The sequence below is a fragment of the Kordia sp. E genome (assembly GCF_056033805.1).
On the sequence record NZ_JBRASR010000003.1, the window covers coordinates 1,194,710 to 1,219,537 of the forward strand.

General features: G+C 33.7%; 8 protein-coding genes and 1 pseudogene. 3 read left to right on the forward strand and 6 right to left on the reverse strand.

Translation table 11 applies throughout. The annotated features are described in order from the left end of the window. Positions 1-35: 35 nt before the first annotated feature. Both ACUUYC_RS18160 and ACUUYC_RS18165 read right to left on the reverse strand, forming a co-directional pair. Positions 36-1,037, reverse strand: a complete 1,002-nt coding sequence (locus ACUUYC_RS18160; RefSeq protein WP_474268524.1) for a hemagglutinin protein — start codon at positions 1,035-1,037, stop codon at positions 36-38. Positions 1,038-1,042: 5 nt separating this feature from the next. Beyond that, positions 1,043-2,803 (reverse strand): autotransporter outer membrane beta-barrel domain-containing protein, encoded by a 1,761-nt coding sequence (locus tag ACUUYC_RS18165; RefSeq protein WP_474268098.1) that lies wholly within the window; start codon positions 2,801-2,803, stop codon positions 1,043-1,045. 132 nt (positions 2,804-2,935) lie between these two features. Here ACUUYC_RS18165 and ACUUYC_RS18170 point away from each other — a divergent pair, with 132 nt between their 5' ends. The 3 genes from ACUUYC_RS18170 (at position 2,936) to argE (ending at position 7,308) form a co-directional block, all read left to right on the forward strand. After that, on the forward strand, positions 2,936-4,591 hold the full coding sequence (locus ACUUYC_RS18170; protein WP_474268099.1) for a tetratricopeptide repeat protein: 1,656 nt from the start codon (positions 2,936-2,938) through the stop codon (positions 4,589-4,591). Positions 4,592-4,753: 162 nt separating this feature from the next. Further along, positions 4,754-6,157 carry a YfcC family protein gene (locus ACUUYC_RS18175; RefSeq protein WP_474268100.1) on the forward strand — a complete coding sequence of 468 codons (1,404 nt, stop codon included), beginning with the start codon at positions 4,754-4,756 and terminating at the stop codon, positions 6,155-6,157. Between the two features lie 2 nt (positions 6,158-6,159). Next, positions 6,160-7,308, forward strand: coding sequence for an acetylornithine deacetylase (gene argE, locus ACUUYC_RS18180; protein ID WP_474268101.1), 1,149 nt, complete (start codon positions 6,160-6,162; stop codon positions 7,306-7,308). A gap of 166 nt (positions 7,309-7,474) precedes the next feature. Here argE and ACUUYC_RS18185 read toward each other — a convergent pair whose 3' ends face one another. The 4 genes and pseudogenes from ACUUYC_RS18185 to ACUUYC_RS18200 form a co-directional block, all read right to left on the reverse strand. Continuing rightward, entirely contained in the window at positions 7,475-8,167 is a 693-nt protein-coding gene (locus ACUUYC_RS18185) for a nitroreductase family protein (protein WP_474268102.1), read from the reverse strand. 363 nt (positions 8,168-8,530) lie between these two features. Then, complete coding sequence (locus ACUUYC_RS18190; RefSeq protein WP_474268103.1) at positions 8,531-9,343, reverse strand: T9SS type A sorting domain-containing protein; 813 nt, start codon at positions 9,341-9,343, stop codon at positions 8,531-8,533. A gap of 3,790 nt (positions 9,344-13,133) precedes the next feature. Beyond that, positions 13,134-14,543: pseudogene (locus ACUUYC_RS18195) on the reverse strand (matrixin family metalloprotease); the annotation flags it as partial. Between the two features lie 189 nt (positions 14,544-14,732). Further along, entirely contained in the window at positions 14,733-24,713 is a 9,981-nt protein-coding gene (locus tag ACUUYC_RS18200) for a hypothetical protein (RefSeq protein WP_474268104.1), read from the reverse strand. Positions 24,714-24,828 lie beyond the last annotated feature (115 nt).

Here is a 24,828-nt window from a genome sequence, read left to right on the forward strand (position 1 = left end):
GAATTTCCCAAATCTTCCTTCATTAATTATTCTTTTTATGGGTTTAAGTTTTCAGGTAATTGTTCTGTGATTTGATAGGTGCTAAAGTTTAAAAAATTTCCAGGATGTGCTAAAACATTTTGTAACACAAACGGCGTATCAGGATTTGTTCCTGAATATTGTGTACTACCATCCAAATTCACATCGTTTGTGTTATAACCAGAAACTGCATAGGTTGGAAAGTTTAAGAAATTCCCAGGATCGTTAAGAACTGTAGATAGAATATCTGGCGTATCAGGACTAACTCCTGAGTATTGCACAACTGTATCTCCATTGGCATTTCCTGTCCACATAGCCACCATATTTGTTGGCATTCCAAAAGTAGTTTGTGCATTGCTTCCAAAAGTAATTTGGTTGTTTGCATTTGTAAAATCTACCGTAGTTGTCGTTTTTGAAAGTGCAATTGTATTTGCGCTTATAATTCCTAAATGGTTTCTATGCTTGATAACTACATAATAATTTCCATTTGGGACTTCGAATTCAAGTGTGTTGTATTGTGAATTTAAGATATCTCCATCACGCTGTAATAATGCGGATTGACTTGCAACAATTAGGGTATTGTCGGTTGCATCTCTGAGTTCTACCAAAACCCAATCAACCAATGCATTTGTATCTAATACACTAAAAATACCTGGATCAAGTGTGTTTCCATCTCCATAGGGTGATGTTGTTGGAATGTGGTTATCTCTGTGTAAATCGTCTCGCATAAACGATTCTTCTCCAGTATATGGATTTAGAGCTGCTCCTTGCAAAAAGACTTTCGGATCTAGCAGAATAGCTAGTTTTATGGTTCCTTGCTGAAACCCTTGCGATAGCGTAGTAGTACCATCAGTAATTGTAGTAGTAGCTACTTCGCCGACAGTAAAATCTAAAGTAGTGTTGGTATTAGAAAGCGTTCCGCCTGCTGCCCCAATTACTTGACGTTCGATGCTTTGTGCTGTACTAAAATACATACCAAAGACTAAAAAAGAGAAGGTTAATATATGTTGCTTCATCATTGTCATTATTTAATTACACCAAAATAATAGGTTGCACCATCTCCTCCGTCAGGATCTCTACTGCCACCATCTGTATTTCTAAATTTTACACTTACTGTATTGTTTCCACTTACCCAACATTGTACAATTACTATTTGACCGCTTAAACTTTCGCTAGGTGATACAAAAACAACATCTCCCGGAACGACACCATTGACAGTAAATGTTTCTGTACGACCATCATTTCCACCAACATTTCCTACATTTTTAAACACAGCTGCTTTATAAATCCCTGCTATCGTTGAGCTACTCCCTATTTTTAGTGTTCCTGTAGTTGTATTGCCAGTCGTAGTTGTTGCTCCATTTGTGGTTGTATTTCCTGTAGTATTTAAATTACCATTGACACGAACAAGATTGTTATCAAATTCACCATAAATAAGTGGCGTCGTAGTATTCGTATTGTCAATAACAAGTTTGTCAGAAACACTTCCGCTAATATCTGTGTTGCGTCCTAAGAAAATATTGTTTCTTCCTCTGTTATTAAATCCAGCTCGATATCCTAATGCGACATTTCCGCTACCATTACCAGTGATTGTACTTCCTACAGTTGTTCCCAACGCGCCAGCACCAACAGCAACATTTTCATTACCATTTTGCAATCTTTCCAAAGCTCCAATTCCGATAGCTGTATTCCCAGTTCCTCCAGTTGATAAATTCATTGCAAATGCACCAACAGCTGTATTTGAACCACCAGTTGCATTGGCTTCCAACGCTTTGTAACCTATGGCTACATTTTCATTATCTGTTAAATTATCATTTAATCCTGCATTTTCTCCAAGATATACACTAAGTCCAGAGTTTACTACATCTATTCGCCCTTTTTGCATTCTGAAATACTCTGTTCCTTCTAAGTCAAAACGAATTATATCTTCATCAGTATTTTCTTCTACCTGAATTTTTGTGTCGCCATCTGTATCTGCTAGGTTTGAGGAACTTGCCCAAGAAACAGTTCCGCTTCCGTCAGTTACTAAAGCTTGTCCTGCATTTCCATCTGCATTTGGAAATGTAAACGCATTGTTGAAACGAACTGTTCCATTACCTCTGGCACTTAAGGTTTCATTTCCTCGTACATTTAGGTTTAATTCATAATCTGCATTTCCAGGAGTAGGAATCGTTGTTACATTCGGAAAAATATTTGAAATCGAGTTTGTATTAGAATCATCTTTAAATTCTAGTTGCAGATTGTTTCCAAAGTTTGCTATCGCTGCATTTGTAGTTAGTTTACCACTCGAAAATGTAAATGTATTAAAAACGTTGTTAAATAATTTTATATCATTTGTATTTGCTTGCAGTTGTGTCTCTCCGTTTGCTGCTTTAAGGGTGTTAGCTGTATTGGCATGCAATGCATACGGAACAGCTACTAATTGTTGTGTTCCTAAATCAGTATAGTTTGAACCAGCATTTAAATCAACGGCAACATTTAGAAAAAAAGTACTTTTATGCCATTGAACAATCGCTAGATTGTCTGTAGTAGTTCCATCACCAATAACAAGTGTTATGAGTCCGTTTGCAGCCGTAGTAATCGTATGTGTTTCGGTATATATTGTAGTTCCATTGGCAGTATCTTGATTAATTTTAATTTGAACGCTAATGTTTTGATTGCTGACAGCATCTCCGTTGTTATCTTTTACAATGGCTTGATAATTGATTTTTTCTGGTGATTGTGCAAAAATGTTTGTTGTTGTGAATAGAAAACAACAAGTCAAAAATAGTAGTACCTTTTTCATAAGTATATTATAGTTTAGTAAAAAGTCAAAAGTACTTTAAATGCATTATTTTGATTAAAAAATATAGGTAGCAAAAAGTAGCAAGAATAAAAAAATGCTACTTTTGTGATGAATTCCTCAAAACATGCCCAATTGAGAAAACTACTTCCATTACTTGCATTATTTACAACTTTGTTGACTTTTGGTCAATTGAGGCAGCAAAAAATGGATTCAGTTAGTGCATTATTGAAAAATGCTACTTCTGATTCAGTAATTGTAAAGCAATCGATTGCTTTAGGCGTTTTGGTTGATACTTCAAATCCACTAAAAGCAGAAGAACTTTTTAAAAATGCATTATCAATTTTAGAAAAAGACTATTGGTATACAGATCGATTTGAAAAAAGGGCTTTAGCCTATGATTGTCTTGGTATTATTGAGCGAAGGCGAAGTAATTATGAACAAGCTTATGACTATTACTTAAAGGCATTAGAGGTAAAGAAAACATCTAATAATAGCAAAAAAATAGGTCGTTCGTATCATAATATTGCCATGTTATTTAGTGCGCAAAAAGATCTAGATAGAGCAATTTTTTATATTAAAAAAGCCTTACCACTACGTAAAAAAGATAGTACTGATTATGGAATTTCATTGAATAATTATGGTCACTTTTTATATAAAAAAAGGGAAATGGATAGTGCATTAATCATTTTGGATAGTGCCAAATTATTTTTTGGAAAAGATATGCTTCGTGTAGCTGATGTAAATAATAATATTGCTAGAGTGTATGATCTTCAAAAAAAGCATGTTGTAGCTTTTGAAATGTACGCAAAGAATCTAGAAATTTATCGTAATCATGAAAAGATAGAACGCTTGGCAAATACCTTGCGTAAAATTGGAAGGATTGCTCGTAAGCTTAAAAAACACACATTAGCCTTAAAGTATTTAGATCAATCAGAAGTTTTGGCGAAACAATATGAAAGTAAAAAATTATTAGCAAATATTTATAATGAACGCTATAAGTTGGCAAAAGCTCAAGATGATTTTAAAATTGCTTTAGATCATTATCAAATTTATAAAAAGTATCATGATTCTATAGCTAATATGAATCAAATCAATAAGATTGAAAAATTAGAGTTAGCATATATATACAAAAATAAGCGCCAACAAGATAGCTTACGTGTAGCAACCGAAAAAGTACAGTTGGAAACAATGGCAGCTTCCCAACGCTCACAAAAACAATTGTTTGTAGTACTGTTTCTCGTAGCTGTAGTAGCTTTATTTAGTTTATACCTTGTATATCGTTATAAGCAAAAAGTTGCCTTAAAAAATATTCAAGGAAAAGAACTAGAAGCAGAATTATTAAATGAAAAAATTAATTTCTTGCATTACAGAATTGAGCGCCTTTTAACTGATAATAAGATGCGTACAGATTTTAAAGAAGAACTATTGCAGCGAATTCGAATTCTGCAAACAAAAGGAAGCACAGAAAGAGTTGTAGATACGTATCAGTCTATTTTGGTGAGATTAAAGAATCAAATTGAAACAGAAAAAAGATTGAATGTAGTTTCAGAAAAGAGTAAAGAATTGGATAAGTCTTTTGAGTTGAAACTTGCAGCATCTTTTACTGAATTGACTAAATCTGAACGTGAAATTTGCCACTTAATCTATTTAAATTTAAGTATAAAAGAAATTATGAATGTACGAAACACTACATTACCATCCATAAAGTCAGCTCGTTATCGCATTCGTAAAAAACTTCAAGTTCCAACAGGAGTAGAGTTAGAGCTGTTTATGCAACAATTACTCTAATGTATTGATTAGCATGAATAGGCATTAAATCATAAGAAAAAACGATATAACAAGGTCTAATTTTGCATATCATGTAAATATCAACCAATTGTTGTCATATTTTTAGTGATCTCTAATAATTTGATTAAATTACACATCTTTACTCGTAAATAGCGCCAAACATTGAACACTACTTTAAAAAACACGAAGAAATGGTATGAACATATACCTCATGCTGTAGTAATTGTATTCCTAATTATAGTTTTTGTAACACTATTAACTTATCTCATTCCTGCGGGAGAGTTTAAACGCATGTTAATTGACGGTCGTAATCGTGTGATTCCAAATTCATATACAGTCATTCCTAATACACCGATAGGCTTTTTAGATATGTTTAAAGCTATTCCTTTGGGTTTTAAAGCAGCGATTGAAGTCATGTTTGTCGTTTTTTCTGGAGGAATTATGTTTGGTATAATGGAACGTACCAAAGCGATTGAAAATGCAGTTGGAACATTCGTAAAAAAACTAGGACAGGAAAAAAAATACCTAGCTGTAGTTATCATGACTTTTATTTACGGTGCGCTTGGTGTTTTTGTGGGTTATGAACATAATATAGCTATGGTTCCTATTGCTGCAGTGGTAGCGTTGGCACTTGGTGGCGATTTAATATTAGCTGCTGGGATTTCAGTAGGTGCCATTACTATTGGATTCGGGTTATCACCTATAAATCCTTATACGGTTGGTGTTGGACATAAAATTGCTGAACTTCCATTATTTTCAGGTGCTTTGTTGAGAAGTATATTATGCTTCAGTGCACTTAGTTTTTTAGCTTTTTATAATGTTAGATACTTGAAGAAAATTACTAAAAACCCAGAAAAAAGCTTAGGTAAAGGTTTAAATATAGATGGAATCTCGCTTTCAAAACCTATTAAAAAATATACAATATCAGCTAATAATTGGCTTGTTATTGCTGCATTTATAATTGGTTTAGGAGCAATTTTATATGGTGTTTTTAATTTAAAATGGTATCTCAATGAAATTTCTGCTATATTTTTAATGGTAGCTATTGCTTCAGGAATTATAGGAAGAATGAATGCCAACACTTTTAGTGAAACATTATTAAAATCAGTATCGTATGTTGCGCCAGGAGCGTTTATGGTAGGTTTTGCAACAACAATAAAGGTATTATTGGAAATGGGGCATATTAGCGATACAATTTCATTTCATTTATCAGAATTATTGAAAGATTTACCATTATATCTTTCTGCTGTCGGCATGGCAATATCACAAAGTCTTATTAACTTTTTTATACCTTCCGGAAGTGGACAAGCATTGGCCACTTTGCCCGTTATGATTCCGTCAGGAGAAGTTATCGGACTCACGCGTCAAACAACTATTTTAGCATTTCAAATAGGAGATGGAGTTTCTAATTTAATAAACCCAACACTTGGCGGATTAATAGCTATGCTTAGTATGTGTCGTGTCCCCATAGATCGTTGGTTTAGATTTATATTTCCAGTGGCGCTAACCATATTCATTTTTTCAGCAATCACACTCGTAATAGCAGTATTAACAGGCTATAATTAACTATGAACGCAACTACTATATTAAGTAAATTGGTAAGTTTCCCTGTATTAGGAGGCGAAAGTAATTTGAGTATTATTCATTGGATAAAAGAATACATTGAATCTCATGGAGTATCAACGACACTTGTGCCAAATGAAGAACATACAAAAGCTTCTTTGCATTGTAGAATTGGTCCTGCTATTGATGATGGAGTCATTCTTTCAGGTCATACAGATGTCGTTCCTGTAAAAGGACAAATTTGGGATACAGATCCTTTTGTGCTAACTGAAAAAGATGGCCTACTTTACGGACGCGGAAGTTGTGATATGAAAGGTTTTGTAGCATGTTGTTTGGCAGTTTTACCCACAATGATAAAAGCTAATCTTAAAAAACCAATTTATTTTGCCTTTAGTTATGATGAAGAAATAGGTTGTTTGGCAGCTCCTGATTTAATAAAACATATCAAGCTTACTTATAAAGAAACTCCTAAATATGCTATTATTGGAGAGCCAAGTATGCTAGAACCTGTTATTGGTAAAAAAGGTGTCTGTTATGTAAAAACGGAAGTAAATGGCTCGGCAGGTCATAGTAGTGGAATTCATAAAGAAGTAAGTGCTATTCATGAAAGTACACGGTTAATACTATGGTTGGAAAATAAAATGAAAACAATTGCAACGACTTCTTCTGATGATCGTTTTGATCCGCCACATTCTACAATTCATGTTGGACAAATTAGTGGAGGAGTTGCTACTAATATTGTTGCTGATTATTGCAATTTTGAATGGGATACTCGTGTGATTCCAAAAGATGATATTTACCAATTGTTTGATGATTATTACGCTTTTTGTGCGGAAAGAGAAGTAGAAGTTCGTAAAAAATTTGCTGATTTTAAAATTACCAATACATTGATTCATCCACCAGTTCCTGCTTTGGATACCAAAGAAACAGATAGTATTGTTGGGTTAGTGCAAGAATTGACAGGAAATCATAGTTGGCAAACGGTTGCGTATGCAGCTGAAGCTGGACAGTTTCATGAAGCTGGATATGAAAGTATTATTTGTGGACCTGGAAGCATAGACCAAGCACACCGTGCCAATGAATTTGTTGCGCAAGAACAATTAGATCGTTGTGTTGAAATTTTAGAGAAGTTAGTTAACGAAATGTGGTCATAAAATTAACTAAATACAGATTTATAATTCAAAAGCACTTCAATTTTCAAAATTGAAAGTACATCTTTTTAGGTATTTAAAATATACTAAACTTAGCAAATTCAAATTGAATATATTTTGCAAGTAGGCTAGGGCCAGTAATTTATTTTACACAGTAGTTAACTAGTGTTTACTCATAAAAGACAGTTACTTCATCTAAATCTTTTCTCTTTAAATCTGGTACGTATGTAGGAAGCTTTGGGTATCCAATTGGAAGCAATAAAAAGGCTCTTTCATTACTTGGTCTGTTAAGAATTTTAGCCAAAAAGTTCATTGGACTTGGTGTATGTGTTAATGTGACTAAACCTGCACTATGTATAGCAGAAATCATCATTCCGCAAGCTATTCCAATAGATTCATTTACATAATAATTATTATACTTTTCTCCATTCTCTCCAAATTCATATACTTTTTTAAAGGCAATAATTAACCAAGGAGCTGTTTCTAAAAAAGGTTTATTCATATCAGTAGCTAATGGTGCTAAATCCTTTTTCCATCGTTCACTCATTCTATTTTCGTAGTTTTCCTTTTCTTCAATTTCTGCTTCTTTTCGAATTTGAGTTTTTAGTATTGGATTAGAAATAGCACAAAAAGTCCAAGGCTGTTTGTGTGCTCCAGATGGTGCGGTTGATGCGCTTTTAATCAAGTTTTCAATTACTTGTTTGGGTACAGGTCTATCTGAAAAGTCTCTTACAGATCTTCTTTGATCTAACCAGTTATGAAAAGCACTACTTTTATTTATTGATTCAGATTCTGAGAATAGTTCCGTTTCAAAAGAAACATGTTTATATCCATTAATCATTATGTGTTTCGGTGATTCCATAAAATAATTTTTAAATCAAATTCTTGTCAAACTAATAGTAAAGTTAAGGTGTGTATAACTTGAATTCTTGTTATTTTTATAAATAACTAAACCAAGCAATATATAAACTTAGTTAAAAACTAAAGCTACAAGAATTTTGTGTAAAATCATATTAAAAAGTAAGATTCTGAAAGGTTGTTAGTTCAAAAAAAATAAAGATGAATCCTTGCTATACTTCACAAAAGAAAATGTTGATTTTTCAATTGATATTGAACTCACATTATATGAATAAAAAAGCGCCATCTATGCAGATGACGCTTTTGGTAACTAAATGCCCAAATCTAAGTTACCTCACAATTTAGCTAAACTAAACAAAACTAAATTTTATTTTTTAACAAGTTTGATTGTTTTTTGTGCGTTTTTAGAATACATTTTTAAAAGATATATTCCGCTTTGAAAATTACTGATATTGATTGTTTCTAGATTGTTTTCTGATGAAAATACAAGTTGTCCATTTGTCGTATGTATATCTACTTTTTGCAATTGCGTGTTTGCGCTAATGTTTACAATATCTTCTGCAGGATTTGGATAAATAGTTACTTCAGGTAGTTCATTTCTTTCAAGAGAAAGTGTTGCAAAATTGAATGAACTATCACCCGAAACTGCTGCTGCATTTGGATCTACTACATTTACAAATTCTGCCATAGCATTATCAACCATATCGGCTTGCATAAAACTTTTTAACGGTGTTACTGTAGTCGCTAAAGCGGAATTGTTTTCTAAGATATACATCGTTCCTGAAGTTGGCGAACCATTTATTTGAATCGTAACGATGTTTGTGGTTGTTCCTGTAGATGGTGCAGCTATTGACACAGGACTTCCAAGTGTTTCTGTAATTAAATAACCATCAATAGTTGGTTGCGCTACATTATTTCCATCAAAGAACGTTGCAGAAGCGGCACTTCCTAATGAAGAAGTGACGCTTGCTGTTACGCCATCGGGAACAATAATCGTAAAACCATAACTCTGCACCGATGTAGCAAAGTTAGATGAACTTGTGTTTGGAACAGCGCCAATGGTGTAGCTGTAATTTCCATTATCAATTAAGGTATACGTGTATCCTTCTTGTGCATTTATTTGAAATGAAAATAAATGTAGGGTAATGATGTATAGTATGATTAATTTTTTTCTACTCATGATTGTTTTTTTATTCGTTTTCAGGTAATTGTTCAGTGATTTGATAGGTGCTAAAGTTTAAAAAGTTGCTTGGATGCGCTAATATATTTTGCAAGATGAATGGTACATCAGGTTCGGTTCCAGAGTATTGCGTGTTTCCGTCCATGTTTACATCATTGGCATCATAACCACTTACCACGTAGGTTGGAAAGTTTAGGAAGTTTCCAGCATCGTTTAGTACGGTTGATAGAATGTCTGGCGTATCAGGATCGGTTCCAGAGTATTGAACTATGGTATCTTCATTCGCATTTCCTGTCCACATGCTAACAATATCCGTTGGCATTCCAAAAGTTGTTTGTGCATTGCTTCCATAGGTAATTTCATTGGTTGCATCTGTAAAGTCAATTATCGTTGTAGAAACTTTATTGAACGTTATGACTGTTGATGACATAATTCCTAAGTGATTTCGGTGATTAATTGCTATGTAATAGGAATCATCAATCGTAGCAAAATTGAGTACTGAAACACCATCTACATCAACAATATCACCATCACGTTGTAACAATGCAGAACGCGCATGTGAAACGATTGTATTGTCTGTTGCATCTCTTAATTCAACCCAAATCCAATCTACAATAGCATCATCACCTGTTACTGTAAACACAGAAGATTCACAAGTAATCAAGTCTGTATACGTGCTTGTAGTTGGTAGCAAATCAGCAACACGCAAATCGTCACGCATTAGGTTTTCTTCTCCAGTATTTGGATCTATTAAAGCACCTTGCAAAAATACTTTTAGTGATAAAGCATAATCTGTTGTACAAACTGTCTCATTAAAGACAATTTGCGAATCAATAAAATTAACCCAAGTAGTGCTCGCATACGATTCATCATCTACCAATACACAAGAAAGGTTAGGTACATTACTTGCTTGAAAAGACGAATCTGAAATCAGTTTTGTGTTGTTACCATTTTGAAGGTTTAGAGAAGATAAATCGTCACAGTCATTTAGACTAACAAAATATAATTCAGTATTTGCTGATAGATCAACACTTGTTAATGCTGTATTATTTGCGGTTAGTAATCCAAGGTTTGCGTTAGAAGATAGATTGACACTTGTCATTAGATTATCATTCAATATTAAATTAAGTAATGAATAAAAATCTTCAATTCCTGTTACATCATAGATAGCTCCTGAGCTTCCAAATGAAATATCTAAGGATTCTTGATCGATAATAAGTGCAGTTGGCACCTGACCATCTCCAGAAATATCGTCTAATCCCAAATTTTCTAATCGTGTTTCAAAATTAGCATCTGGTATTTGCGTATATCTACAGTAGGAAGTACTAAAGTTTGTTGTATTATCAATATTAGTCCAATTGGTTGTACTATACGCTATATCATCTACTATAATACAGTTTAAATCAATATTATTTGTGGTGATTAGATTGTAAATAATTGTATTTGTACCATTTTGAAGATTCAAGTATATAAGATCATTGTCGTTTACAGAAAGTTCTTCTAATGCTGTATGGCTAGTAAGATCCATAAATACTAGATTATTCGAATTCGCAACCAAATTAACAATAGATGTAGGCACATTTAATACCGGCAAATTGTTAGAAGATATATCTAAATACGTTAAGAGCGTATTGCTACTGAAATCAACTTCATTTAATTGATTATTAGAGCAATCTAGTGCGTCTAATGCTGCAAAATCTTCGATTCCTGTTAAGTCAGCAATGTTTTTATTACTTATATCTAAAATTGTTAAGGCTTCAATTAATGCTGTTGGCACTTGTCCGTCACTAGAAATATCATCATAACCTAAAGTTTCTAATGCTGCTTCAAAATTAGCATCTGGGATATTCGTATAACGACAATAGCTGTCACTAAAACTAGATTCAGCATCGATGCTTGTCCAATTGGTTGCACTGTAGGCTGCATCATCCACAAGAATACACGTTAGATTAGAATTCCCAGTAGTATTGAAGAATAGTACATTTGTATTATTTCCGTTTTTATAGTTTAAACTCGTTAAATTATTATTTACCAAGTACAGATATTGAAGTTGCGTATTGGCACTAATATCTAGCTCAAGCAACCAACCATTATCTGCATATAAAGAGTTTAATAAAAGATTACTGCTAAGATCTAAGTAGAAGAAATTGTTTGATGAACAGTTTAAATCTTCCAAAAGTAGATTGCTACTTAAATTTAACACAGACAAATTATTATCCTGGACATTTAAGTCTACAAGTGCTGTAAAGCCTTCTATTCCTGATAAATTTGAAATGCTTTCATCGCTTACATCTAGATTTGTAACTACTTCAATAAGCGCAGTAGGCACTTGTCCGTCACTAGAAATATCATCATATCCTAAAGCTTCTAAAGCTGCTTCAAAATTTGAATCTGAAATTGTTGTATAACGACAATAGCTCTCGGAAAAACTTGTTGTGCCATCTATGTTTGTCCAGTTTGTTGAACTGTAGGCTGCATCATCTACTAAAGCACAGGATAAGTTGCTGTTGTTAGAAATATTAAATGTAGTTATATTAGTGTTGTTTCCATTTCTAATATCAAAGTACGTTAATTCATTATGTGCATACGCTGCAATTTCTAAATCTGGATTATTACTTAAATCAACATCCGTAATGTCATTTCTTTGTGCGTACACATTAATTAAAGCCGTATTATTTGTAAGATCTAAACTTGTTAAACCATTATTTCTACAAGCGATACCAGTTAATAAAGTATTGTTACTTAAGTCTATACTTGTGATTGAATTGTATTGAAATGCTAAACTTTTTAAGTTGCCATTATTACTAAGGTCAAGAGTACTTAAACTATTGTCTCTAAAGTGTAATGTTTCTAAATTTATATTGTCTGTCACATCAATGCTTAACAATGAATTATCTGATAAGTATATTATTTTTAAATTCACTAGATCAATAAAATCTACGCTAGTTAGCGAGTTATTATCCGCATTTAATTCTTCTAAGGCTGTAAAATCTTCAATTCCTGTTAGGTTTGAAATGTTTTCACCATCTATATCTAATGTTGTGATCGTTTCAATTAAACTCGTTGGCACTTGTCCGTCACTAGAAATATCATCGTAGCCTAAAGCTTCTAATGCAGCTTCAAAATTACTGTCTGGAATAGCTGTATACGTACATTGATTATTTATGATATAGTCTCCTAATTCTATTGGACAATCGTTATCTCCCCAACGCACCCAAATATTATAGGTTGCGGCACCAAATCCTGTTTCTGTTGCAGATCCGTCCGTATCATCATAATTGTATGGATACGTACTTCCGCCATCTACACTAAATTCTAGATTGGTTCTGTTACTATTCGCATCAAAACTAAATGTTATTTCTCCGTTAGCTTGTGTACATGTTTCATCTTGAACGGCTACTGTTGCAACTACGTATTCGTTGACCGTTAATGTAGCGCTACTTGAGTTTGTAGAATCTCCGCAGGCATTGGTATAGCTGAGTCTATATAAATTCCCATCTAGTGCATAGGTTGCATCACTAATAGTTAGGGTAGTAGTTGTAACTCCAGCATAGGTAGAGCCATTTGATATATTAGACCAACTTCCGTCATTTACTTGCCATTGTACCGAATCGTAGTCTGTACCAGCTGAAGTAAACGTTGCATCTTCTAATTCGCAAACTTCATCATTGCTTGGATCTGTCGTTACAGCAGCTGCATCACAACAATTTACTTGCGTACTCATGGCAGTAATACCACAACCTGCAGTTTGTGTAAATAAATTCATTGTATACACAGCGCCATCAATGTCATTTTGGTTTAATGTATAACTGCTGTCACCTGAACCAATAGCATAATGCATGATAACATTTGTATCAATAACATGTCCTAATTGATGTGTATGACCCAATTCATGCAATGCAACACTTTTAAAGTCGTATTGAGAAGCTCCAGGATTACCACTCCCATAATACCAGTTTATATCATCATTCCAAGTAATATCAAGTTCAGATACGATGGCTTTTCCTGTTGAACCACACGTACCTAAAAATCGTGTTGTCACTTGCCCTAAAACTCCCGATGCTAATTCACTTCCGTTATCGAATCGTACAATATTGATTCCATCATTTATAGATTCGTCTGTAGTTGTTGTACTGCCAAACGTAAAGTTTATATCCGATTCGCAATTCCAAAGATCAAAAGCATCTTCAAAATACGTTTTAGCCGAGCTTGAATTAAAATCGGTATGGTATTGAAAAGTATAGCCACCATTTCCATCATCATCTTGTAAAATTGATGGATAATGCGTGGTTCCATCACTAGCAGCCTGATGATTGTAAATAATTGTTAGGTTTGAACTACTGGTTCCTGTTTCAGCAGTATTGTTTGTGACTCTAAAATCACCTGTTCCTGATGCATATGGAATTTCTACTTGTATTTGTGTATCAGACCAACTGATAATTTCGGAGTCAAACGCAGCTACATAAGAGTTTCCTCCATCATCTGCATTTGAAAAACTTACTTCGCCCATTGTCGATCCAAAATTAGAACCATTAATGGTTAGTATCGTTTGTGTTCCGGCACTAGCCGATGTAGGCGAAAAGTTACTTATTGATGGAGTTGCAAGTATTGCTCTATTAGCGTTAAGAATAACTGGACGATTTTGAATGGTTTCAATACCTCTTCCTGTTGTATTTTTTATACTGTCTAAAATATCTTCTTGAATAGAATTGTAGCTATAAAATACATCCGATCCTTTATTGGTATGTTTATCATATTTAATTAATCCTTGTGCGGCTCCAACCATTTTATAGAGTGTGCCAGCATTTCTTATAGTTCCAGTAAATGCTTTTAGAAAAAACACACCTGTTACACCAACGTTTAGATGCGCGGCACTAGAAGTGACTTGCATTTCATCATCAACTTTTCCACCTGTAGTGACAATTTTAATTGTTGCTGTATTATCTCCCAGCATTTTTTTATATACTGAAATCGTGTGAACAGTGTATATGTTATGACGATTAGCATCCCAATAACTCTGGCTGCTAATCACTTCTCCTTCAATAACTCTGGTTGCTTCGTTAGCGCGTTCTTCTATGGATAGTGGCTTCATTAACGTTCCACATTGTTGACCATAACTCCATACTATTGAAAGTAGGAAAGTAAAAATGAGTAGGAATTTATTCTTCCTGTAAGGCGTATGTTTTTTTTTGGTAGGCATGTTTGGGTTCAAAAATTAAGGGTTTGATTGTTGGCTATTTTTTATCTTTTTTCAAGTACGATTAGAACTTCTAATCGTACTTGAATATCATGTTTTTTGTTTCAATTCATTATAAATTACTTATATGTTTTATGCTTTTTAAAAGCAGTGTAAATGCATAGGAGCAAGGTTTCTAAAAAAGATGAATACTTATTCGTTTTCAGGTAATTGTTCAATAATTTGATACGTACTAAAGTTCAAGAAATTACTTGGATGCGCTAATACATTTTGCAAGATGAATGGCACATCTGGATCAGTTCCAGAGTACTGAATGTTTCCATCCATGTTTACATCATTTGCATCATATCCGCTTACTACATAGGTTGGGAAATTAAGGAAGTTTCCAGCGTCATTTAATACGGTTGATAGAATGTTTGGCGTATCTGGACTTACTCCTGAATATTGTACAATTGTATCTTCATTTGCATTTCCACACCACATGGCAGCAACATCTGTTGGCATTCCAAAAGTTGTTTGTGCATTGCTTCCGTAAGTTATTTCGTTGGTAGCATCGGTAAAGTCAATCGTTGTAGAAACTTGCTTTAGTGTAATCGCCGTTGATGACATGATTCCTAAATGATTTCGATGTTTTACTACGATGAAATAATCTCCAGCAGGGACAGCATCAAAAGTTAAAGGAGTTGCTAAATCATCATTAGTAGCAACGATATCTCCATCACGCTGTAAAATTCCAGATTGTCCAGCAATAACAGTTGTTGGATTACTTTTATCACGTAACTCTACCCAAATCCAATCGACCGTTGAGTTTACGCCTTCATCATCGAGTCCGATACCTTCACTAATGGTAGCGCCATCGCCATAAGGTGAAGTTGCTCCGTATAAACCGTCAGCAACTCGTAAGTCGTCGCGCATTAGGCTTTCTTCGCCTGTATTTGGATTGATTAAAGCACCTTGCAAGAAGACATCTACATCTACAATAACAAAGTCGCAACTTGTTTCGTTGTAGGTTGCTTGTGCATCTTTGTTTGTCCAGTTGGTTGTACTGTAGGCAGCATCGTCTACTAAAATACAGTATAAATCTGGATTGTTAACCGCACTAAAACTTGATATGATTGTATTGTTTCCGTTGTTTACACTTAAAGCAATCAAATTATTGTCTTCTGCTCGTAATCGAGTTAATGCACTATTTTGCGATACATCAATGCTTGTGAATTGGTTTTCGTCTAAGTCTAGAATTTCTAGATTTACATACGAAGACACATCAATACTTGTTAACAGATTGTTTGTTGCATCAAAGTCAACTAAACTCGTAGAAAGTGGCAATACTAAGCCTGCTACATCATTGTTTTCAATGTCTAATTCTTCCAATAGCGTGTTGTTTGCGACATCAAGGCTTTTTAGATTATTCGATTCTAAATCAATTACTTCTAGTAATAAATTGTTTGTAAGATCGATGGTTATTAGTTCATTTCCTTCTAAATCAACATCAACTAGTTGCGTATTGGCAGACAGATCGATGCTTGCAATTAAACAGTTATCTAAATCTAAATCTTGTAATAATGTATTGTTGCTAATATCGATTGCTGTGAACAGGTTTTCGTCTGCATCTAAATCAATTAAGTTTACATTTTGAGAAACATCTATTGTTATTAATTGATTCAAACTACAATCTAAGGTCGTTAATGCTACGAAGTCTTCAATCCCTGTTAAGTCAGCAATATTTTCGGAAGCAACATTTAACGATTCAATCGTATTGATAGATAGTGTAGGAACTTGTCCGTCACCAGTAATATTATCATATCCTAAAGCGTCTAAGGCAGCTTCAAAGTTTGCATCCGGAATTGCGGTATATGTTGTACAATCGGTTTCACTGAAAGCCGTTTGCATGTCTATACTTGTCCAATTGGTTGTACTGTAGGCAGCATCATCTACTAAAATACATTCTAAACCTGAATTCCCTGTCGCATCAAAATTTGTGATATTTGTGTTGGTACCATTTTGAATGTTGAACGAGAGCAATTGGTTATTACTCACATTTATATCCGTTAATGCTGTGTTTGTAGATACATCAAAAATAACGAGTTGATTGTTAGCTATATTTAACGTACTGATTAATGGGTTTGTGCTAAAATCATAGTCTACAATAGCATTTCCGCTTACATCTAATGAAGTTAAGGCTACAAATTCTTCAATTCCCGTAAGATCAATAATGCCTTCTCCAGATACATCTAATGACGTAAGCATGTCTATGTTGGCAAGCGGAATTTGATTGTCATTTGCAATATCATCGTATCCTAATACGCCTAATGCTGCTTCAAAGTTATCATCTGGCACATATGCATATACACCACATGAAGTAATTCCGAAACTTGTATGCGCATCAATATTTGTGAGATTAGCCGTTGCATACGCAGGATTGTCCACATTGATACAGGTTAATAAATCATTTCCTGTAGTTTGGAATAAATTTATTGTTTCGGTACTTCCATTTCGTAAATCCATCGTTGTTAGTAAAGGATTACTTCCAGCAATTAAGATCGTTACTAATGGATTGTTAGTCATATCAAAACTTGTGAAGTCATGACCGTCTAAGAAAATGAGATTCAAATTGATATTGGTGCTGATATCTACAGCAGCAAGCTTTCCAAAACGAACTACTAAATTTGTTAAGCTGGTAGCGCCAGTTGTGTTTAATGTAGTGATGTCTGAATTAGATTGTATTGATATGGATTCCAAATTAGCCAAACCACTTGCGTCGAAACTTGTAAGTTGGCAATTGTCTGCATCAAAATTTTTAAGTAATGTATTGTTTGAAACATCTATTGTTGAAAAAGAGTTGTCAGACAGTGAAAGCGATTCTAAGCTTGTAAGCATGGTTACATCTATGGCTGAAAAGTTATTTTCAGAAACATCTAAATTATATAATGCGGTATTGTTTGATACATCTAGCGTACTGATGTTATTATCATTTACATCTAAATACCCCAAATTTGTATTGTTTGATACATCAATGCTCGTTAATAGGTTTTCTCCTGTAAATAAGATTTCTAAAGCTGTATTATTACTTATATCTAGTGAAGTCAGTACGTTTTTAGAACAGTTTAATTGGATCAATGCTTGGAAGTCTTCAATACCAGTTAAATCAGCAATATTATCATCTCTTAAGTTTAATTCTGTAATTCCTATGATGGAAGCCGTTGGGACAAAGTTATCGTTAGAAATATCATCGTATCCTAATGCTTCAAGGGTTGCTTCAAAATTATCATCTGGTACGTAGGTATAATCTAAACATATAGTATCGCTAAAACTAATTTGTACATCAATATCTGTCCAGTTTGTTGTACTGTAGACAGCATCATCTACCAGAATACAGTTTAATGCTGAATTTCCTGTTACATAGAAGTCTGAGATATTGGTATTGTTTCCATTTTGAAAGTTTAATGATCTCAAGTTACTGTTAGTCACTTCTAGTTCTATCATTGCTGGATTGTTACTAAAATCGAGTGCCTCAAGACTTGTGTTTTCAGCAGTAAAAGTATCCAACACTATATTTGTATCTGTATTTATAGCTGTAATTGGATTGTCTGAAATGTTGATACTTTCTAATGCAACACAAGCACTAATATCAAGTGTCGTCAATTGATTGTTATCACAAACCAAGAAACTTAGTGCAGCATTGTTGCTTACATTTAAACTTGCTAATACATTGTTTTCTTGGCAAAGCAGTGTTTCCAACAATGTGTTGTTACTTACATCTAAGCTTGTCAAATCATTTCTACGTGCATCAAGACTTGTCAATGCCACAAAATCAGCGATTCCTGTAAGGTCAGCAATACTTTTTTCTAAGACACTTAACGTAGTTATTGTTTCTATTAGTACTGTAGGAACTTGCCCGTCTGCGGTAATGTCATCATATCCTAAGGCTTCTAAAGCCGCTTCAAAATTTGCATCTGGAATTGCTGTATAGCGACAGTATGTACTGCTAAATGTTACGCCTCCGTCTATGTTAGTTAAATTGGTTGTAGCATACGCAACATCATCCACCAAAATACAAGACAAGCCAGCGTTATTTGTAGCATTAAAAGAAGCTAATGATGTATTATTTCCATTTTGCAGATTCAGACTTGTCAATTCATTGTCATTACAGATAAGTGTTGTTAATGCTGTATTTGCTGATACATCAAGTATTTCTAGATCATTGTTATCGCAAAATAAAGCTTCTAAAGCTGTATTGTTGCTCACATCTAATGTTGTTAAATTGTTTTGAAAGAGATCTAACGTTTTTAAGAGTGTGTTCGTTGAAAAATCAGCATTTGCAATCTGATTTCCATACACAACTATACTTGTTAAAACTGTATTGGTACTAGTATCTATACTTGTAAAAGAGTTAGAATCCGCATACAATTCTTGAAGTGCTGTGTTTTGAGAAATATCAAGATTCGTTAAACTACAACCACTTACAGAAAGTATTTGAAGATTGCTATTGTTTGTAATATCGATCGTTCCCAATGTATTGTCAGAAACATTTAAGTTAGTTAAGGCAATAAAGTCTTCTATACCTGTTGCGTCTGTAATTCCGTCATTGGAAAGATTTAGATTCGTTACTACTTCAATTAACGCTGTTGGTACTTGTCCGTCGCCAGAAATATCATCATAGCCTAAAGCTTCTAATTCAGCTTCAAAATTTGAATCAGGAATAGCTGTGTACTCACAATAGGTATTGCTAAAACTATTTGTTCCACCAATATTTGTCCAGTTTGTGGTACTATAAACTACATCATCCACTAGAATACAAGATAAGTTTGGTGTTGAAGCAGACTGAAATGCAGTAATATTTGTATTGTTCCCATTTTTTACATTCAGGGAACTTAAGTTTGGATTGTTACTTACTTTAATTGTTACTAATGCAGTTTGTAATGATACATCTATAGCTGTTAATTGTGTATTACGTATATCTACATCTTCTAAAACTAAATTATTACTAAAATCTATACTTGAAATACTTGTGTCATTACCTTCTAATAATTCAAGTAATGGGTTATTAGAAAGATCTAATGAAGTAATAAGAGTACTATTGGTAATTTCCAATTTTTCCAATAATGGATTATTTGATACATCTATAGCACTAAGAGAATTATTAGCTAACCAGAGTGTATCTAAAAAGAGGTTATTACTAACATCAATACTGGTTAAATTATTACCTCTACAGTTTAACGTTTCAATTGCTATAAAATCTTCGATACCAGTTAAGTCCGAAACACTGTATCCATTTAGGTTTAAAGATGTAACCACTTCGATTAAAGCCGTTGGAACTTGACCATCTCCTGAAATATCATCGTAACCTAAAGCTTCTAATGCAGCTTCAAAATCGGTATCTGGAATTGCTGTGTAACGGCAATAGGTATCGCTAAAACTTGTTTGCATATCTATAATGTAAGCACCGCTATTCGCGTGATCAATATCATCAACTACTATACAAGTGAGGTCAGGATTATTATTTGCATACAAAAACATATAAGCAGTCACCGTACCACCACTTTTCGTATTCAAGCTAGTTAATATATTGCTTTGAACATCTAAATATTGCAGTAATGGATTATTACTTGAATCTAGAGTAGACAACATGTTTCCAGAAAGCCCCACAAACTGTAAATCTGTGTTTAGAGATAGATCAATTTCACTTAAACTATTGTCAATTAGATACAAATGGGTTAATTCTAAATTATTTGATAAATCTATAGTCGACAAACTATTACCTGTAGCGTACATCTTATTCAAATTAGAATTTTGAGTAACATCTAAATTTGAAAGTCCATTGTTGTTAATTGCTAAATCGGTTAATTCTAAATTATTTGATACATCTATCGTTGACACTGAACTATTTGCGATATCTAAAATTCTTAAATTAGAATTTTGAGATACATCGATTGCTGTTAATATGTTATCTGCGGCAAATAAGTTTTCTAAAGCCGTGAAATCTTGAATACCCGTCAAATCTGAAATAGCTTCATTTTCTATATTTAAAACAGTTATTACTTCAATCAAAGTAGTTGGTACTTGTCCATCTCCAGAAATATCATCATATCCTAATGCTTCTAAAGCAGCTTCAAAATTTGAATCAGGAATAGCGGTGTATTCACAATAGGTATCACTAAAATTTGTTGTTCCATTTATACTTGTCCAATTCGTTGTACTATAAGCAGCATCATCGACTAAAATACAGGCTAGATTCGAATTTGAATTAGTATTAAAGTATGTGATGTTTGTATTGGTACCATTTTTTACATTTAGCTCTGTTAAATTATTCTGATCTAAACGGACAAACAATAATGCAGGATTATTTGATACATCTAAAGAGGTTAAACTATTTCCAAATAAAGAAATTTTATTCAAATTTGGATGACCAGAAAAATCAAAACTCGTAAAATCATTATAATATCCTATTAGTTCTTCAAAATTGGTTAAGCCAGTTAAGTTTAAGTTGTCCATTCCATTTTCATTACATTTAATGTATTCCAACTGGCTGTTATTGGTTAAATCTAAGTCCTGAATGGAATTATCATTACATGTTAATCTTTCTAGTGCTGCGAAATCTTCTATTCCTGTTAGATCTGAAATAGATGCACTAGCTACGTTTAAAGACGTTACCACTTCTATCAGTTTTGTTGGCACTTGTCCGTCACTACTAATATCATCGTAACCTAAAGCTTCTAAAGCTGCTTCAAAATTTGTATCTGGTATGGCTGTATATAAACAATAGGTATCACTAAAACTTGTTGTTACATCTATATTTGTCCAATTTGTTGTAGCATATGCCGCATCATCTACCAGAATACACGTTAAACTTGAATTATTATTGGCTACAAAAGTAGTTACATTGTTATAATTGCCATTTTGAACATTCAAATAAGAAAGATTATTATTGTTATTACATATTAATTGAGTAATAGCAGTATTGGCGCTCAGATCTAAACTTATAAGATCGTTATTATCTATCATAAGATTTTCTAATAATAGATTTGTCTGAAGATCCAATTCCGAAATTTGATTTTGAAACAGATCTAATATTCTTAATTGTGTATTGTTAGTTACATCTATACTTGTTAATGAGTTTCCATAAAGCACTACATTTTCCAGCAATAGATTATTAGATAAGTCTATACTTGTTATAGACGTGGTATGCGCATTTAATTGAATAAGATTTGTATTGTTAGAAATGTCAATTGTTCCAAGCGCATTGTTTGAACATAAAAGATTGGTTAAGTCTCTGAAGTCTTCAATACCGGTTAAATCTGTAATACCATCATTTGTTATGTTTAAAGAGGTTACAACTTCAATAAGCGCAGTAGGAACTTGACCGTCGCCAGAAATATCATCATATCCTAAAGCTTCTAAAGCCGCTTCAAAATTTGTATCCGGAACAGCTGTATAAGCACAGTATGTATTGCTAAAAAAAGTAGTTGACTCAATATCAGTCCAGTTTGTAGTACTATATGCTGGATCATCGACAAAAATACAGCTAAGATTTGTAGAATTAACGGTTGTAAACTGAGTTACATTGGTATTGTTACCGTTTTTAATATTCAGAGATGTTAAATTACTCATGCTGCTTGCTGTCAAGCTTGTTAAGTTGGTGTTTAACTCAAGATTTAAAGAACTCACATCAGTCTCATTAACCCACAAGGTTTCTAGTGCTAGATTGTTACTTACGTCTATGCTTGTTAAATTACTATATCCACAGTTTAAAAGCGTAAGATTTACGTTGTTACTAACATCTAAAGAGGTAAAACTATTATAAGAAATCGTAAGGTTTTCAATAGCTGTAAAGTCTTCAATACCTGTAAAGTCAGTAATACTTTGAAATTGAGCAGTTAAATCAGTTACCACTTCAATTAACGCAGTTGGCACTTGTCCATCACCAGAAATATCATCGTATCCTAAGCCTTCTAAAACTGCTTCAAAATTTGCATCAGGAATTGCAGTATAGCGACAATACGTATCACTAAAACTACTAGCTGCATCAATATTTGTCCAGTTAGTAGTACTATATGCAGCATCATCTACAATAATACAGCTTAGGTTTGGACTTGAATGTGTTTGGAAAGTAGAAACATTGGTATTGTTTCCGTTCTTCATATTCAAATAACTTAAACTAGGATTGGTATGTGCAATAAGACTTGTTAGTGCAGTATTGTTTGAAAGTTCTAAACTTACTAAGCTTGTACTTTTACAATCTAATTCTTCTAAGAGTGTATTTTGAGATAAATCGATTGTGGTAATCGTAGTTCCAAAGAATTTTAATCCAGTTAGTAAGGTGTTATTTGTTACATCTAACGAAGTTAAACTACAATCTCTCACATTTAAAAAACTAAGCTGTGCATTGCTTGATACATCTAAACTCGTTATTGGATTATCATAACAACGTAATTGCTCTAAATTGGCATTGTTGCTAATGTCTAATGTGGTCAAATTATTTATATGACATCTTAAATCAACTAAGGCTGTAAAATCTTCAATTCCTGTTAAATCGGCTATTCCATCGTTGGAAACATTTAAATCTGTCACTACTTCAATTAATGATGTTGGCACTTGTCCATCGCCACTAACATCATCATAACCTAGTACTTCTAGCGCAGCTTCAAAGTTTGTATCTGGAATACTGGTATATGCTATTTCGTTTATATCAAAACTTCCTAAACTAATAGGGCAGGAGCTTTCATCAAAAGCAACCCAAACATCATAGGTTCCTATAGCCAGGTTTGTAATTTCTTCAGTGCCTAAAGTATCATCAAAAATATACGGATAGGTGGTTCCGCCATCAATACTAAATTTAATTTGAGTTTCCGTAGCTTCATCATCAAAACTTACTTTGATAATTCCGTTACTCTGCGAGATATTTACACCAACTGTTTCTGTAATGGATGCTACAGGAGCTATTTGATTTGCTAACGGAACAAAGTATACAGAACCTGAATTTGAAGGACTATCATCTTCATTTTGTCCAATCAATAAATACGGAAAAGATACATCGACAGCTTTATTAGCAAACTCGTCCCATCCACCTCCAGAAGTTATTTTTGCAATTTGTGTCCAGTTGTTGCTTCCATCATCCTGAAATATATATACAGCGTCACCATTAATAGTTCCATCTCCCCAAGTTCCCACATATAAATAACCATTTTCTAAAACCACATCGGTTCCAAAGCGTTGATCTGTAAAACTATCTTTATCATCATTTTGAATCATGACTCTGTTGGCTTCCAAATAATCACCATTTGCATCTGCTTTATACACAAACACACGTCCTAGATCGGCTTCTGTAGTTGTTCCTGTTTCAAAATTCATGGCTCCAATTGCCAAATAATCTCCTTCAACATCTATTGCCCAGCCAAAAGATTCTGAGGTTTCTGTACCTCTTAATCTGTGCGTGCGTGACCAAGTTCCATCATTTGCTTGATCCCATATTTGTACCGATCCAGCAGAAGCTCTTCCAACAGAAGAATAATCATAAGGTCCGCCAACATAAGCGCGTCCATCTTTTACATGTACATCGTTTCCAAAGCGAGCACCAGAATATCCTGATTGTACTTGAGGTTCCAGTTTTGTTTCTGTATAGGTAAATGTATTGGTGCCATCGTTTTCATATAAATAAGCACATCCGCCAGTACAACCATTTCTAGCTCCAACAAGTGCAATATTTCCTTCTAAGTCTACAGATTCACCAAAACGATATCCACTAGCTCCATCACTAGGTTCAAACTTTTTTACTTCCGTCCATGTATTTACTCCATTGTATTCAAATAAATAGGCAGCTCCAGTATCTACATTGCTACCATTAAGTTGTGATCGTGCACCAACTAGTAGATAGTTTCCTTCCAACGCTATATCTGAACCAAAATTATCTCCAGCAAAATCATCGCTTGCTGTCAGTATGGTTTGTTCTGTCCAGTTTCCAGCACCATCATTCGTGAAAATGTATATTTTTCCTGCTGCTGCACCATTGCTACGAGAAGCTACAGCGGCAATATTTCCATCAATAACGACGCGTTCTCCAAATCTATGATTGTTTGCTGCATCACTCGCTTTTAATTTTGTAGCACCAGCAGTAGTCGTTGTAATTGTCCCCGAGAATACACTTTCATCAAAAGGGCATGTGGACTGTGAATGCATGTACGAAGCATGTAGTAAGAAAAAAAGAGATAGTATGTTTATTAGTTGTTTTTTGTTTGAATATGCCGTTCTACGTGTGGTTTGTATACACAGTCGAACATAGTGACATACAATA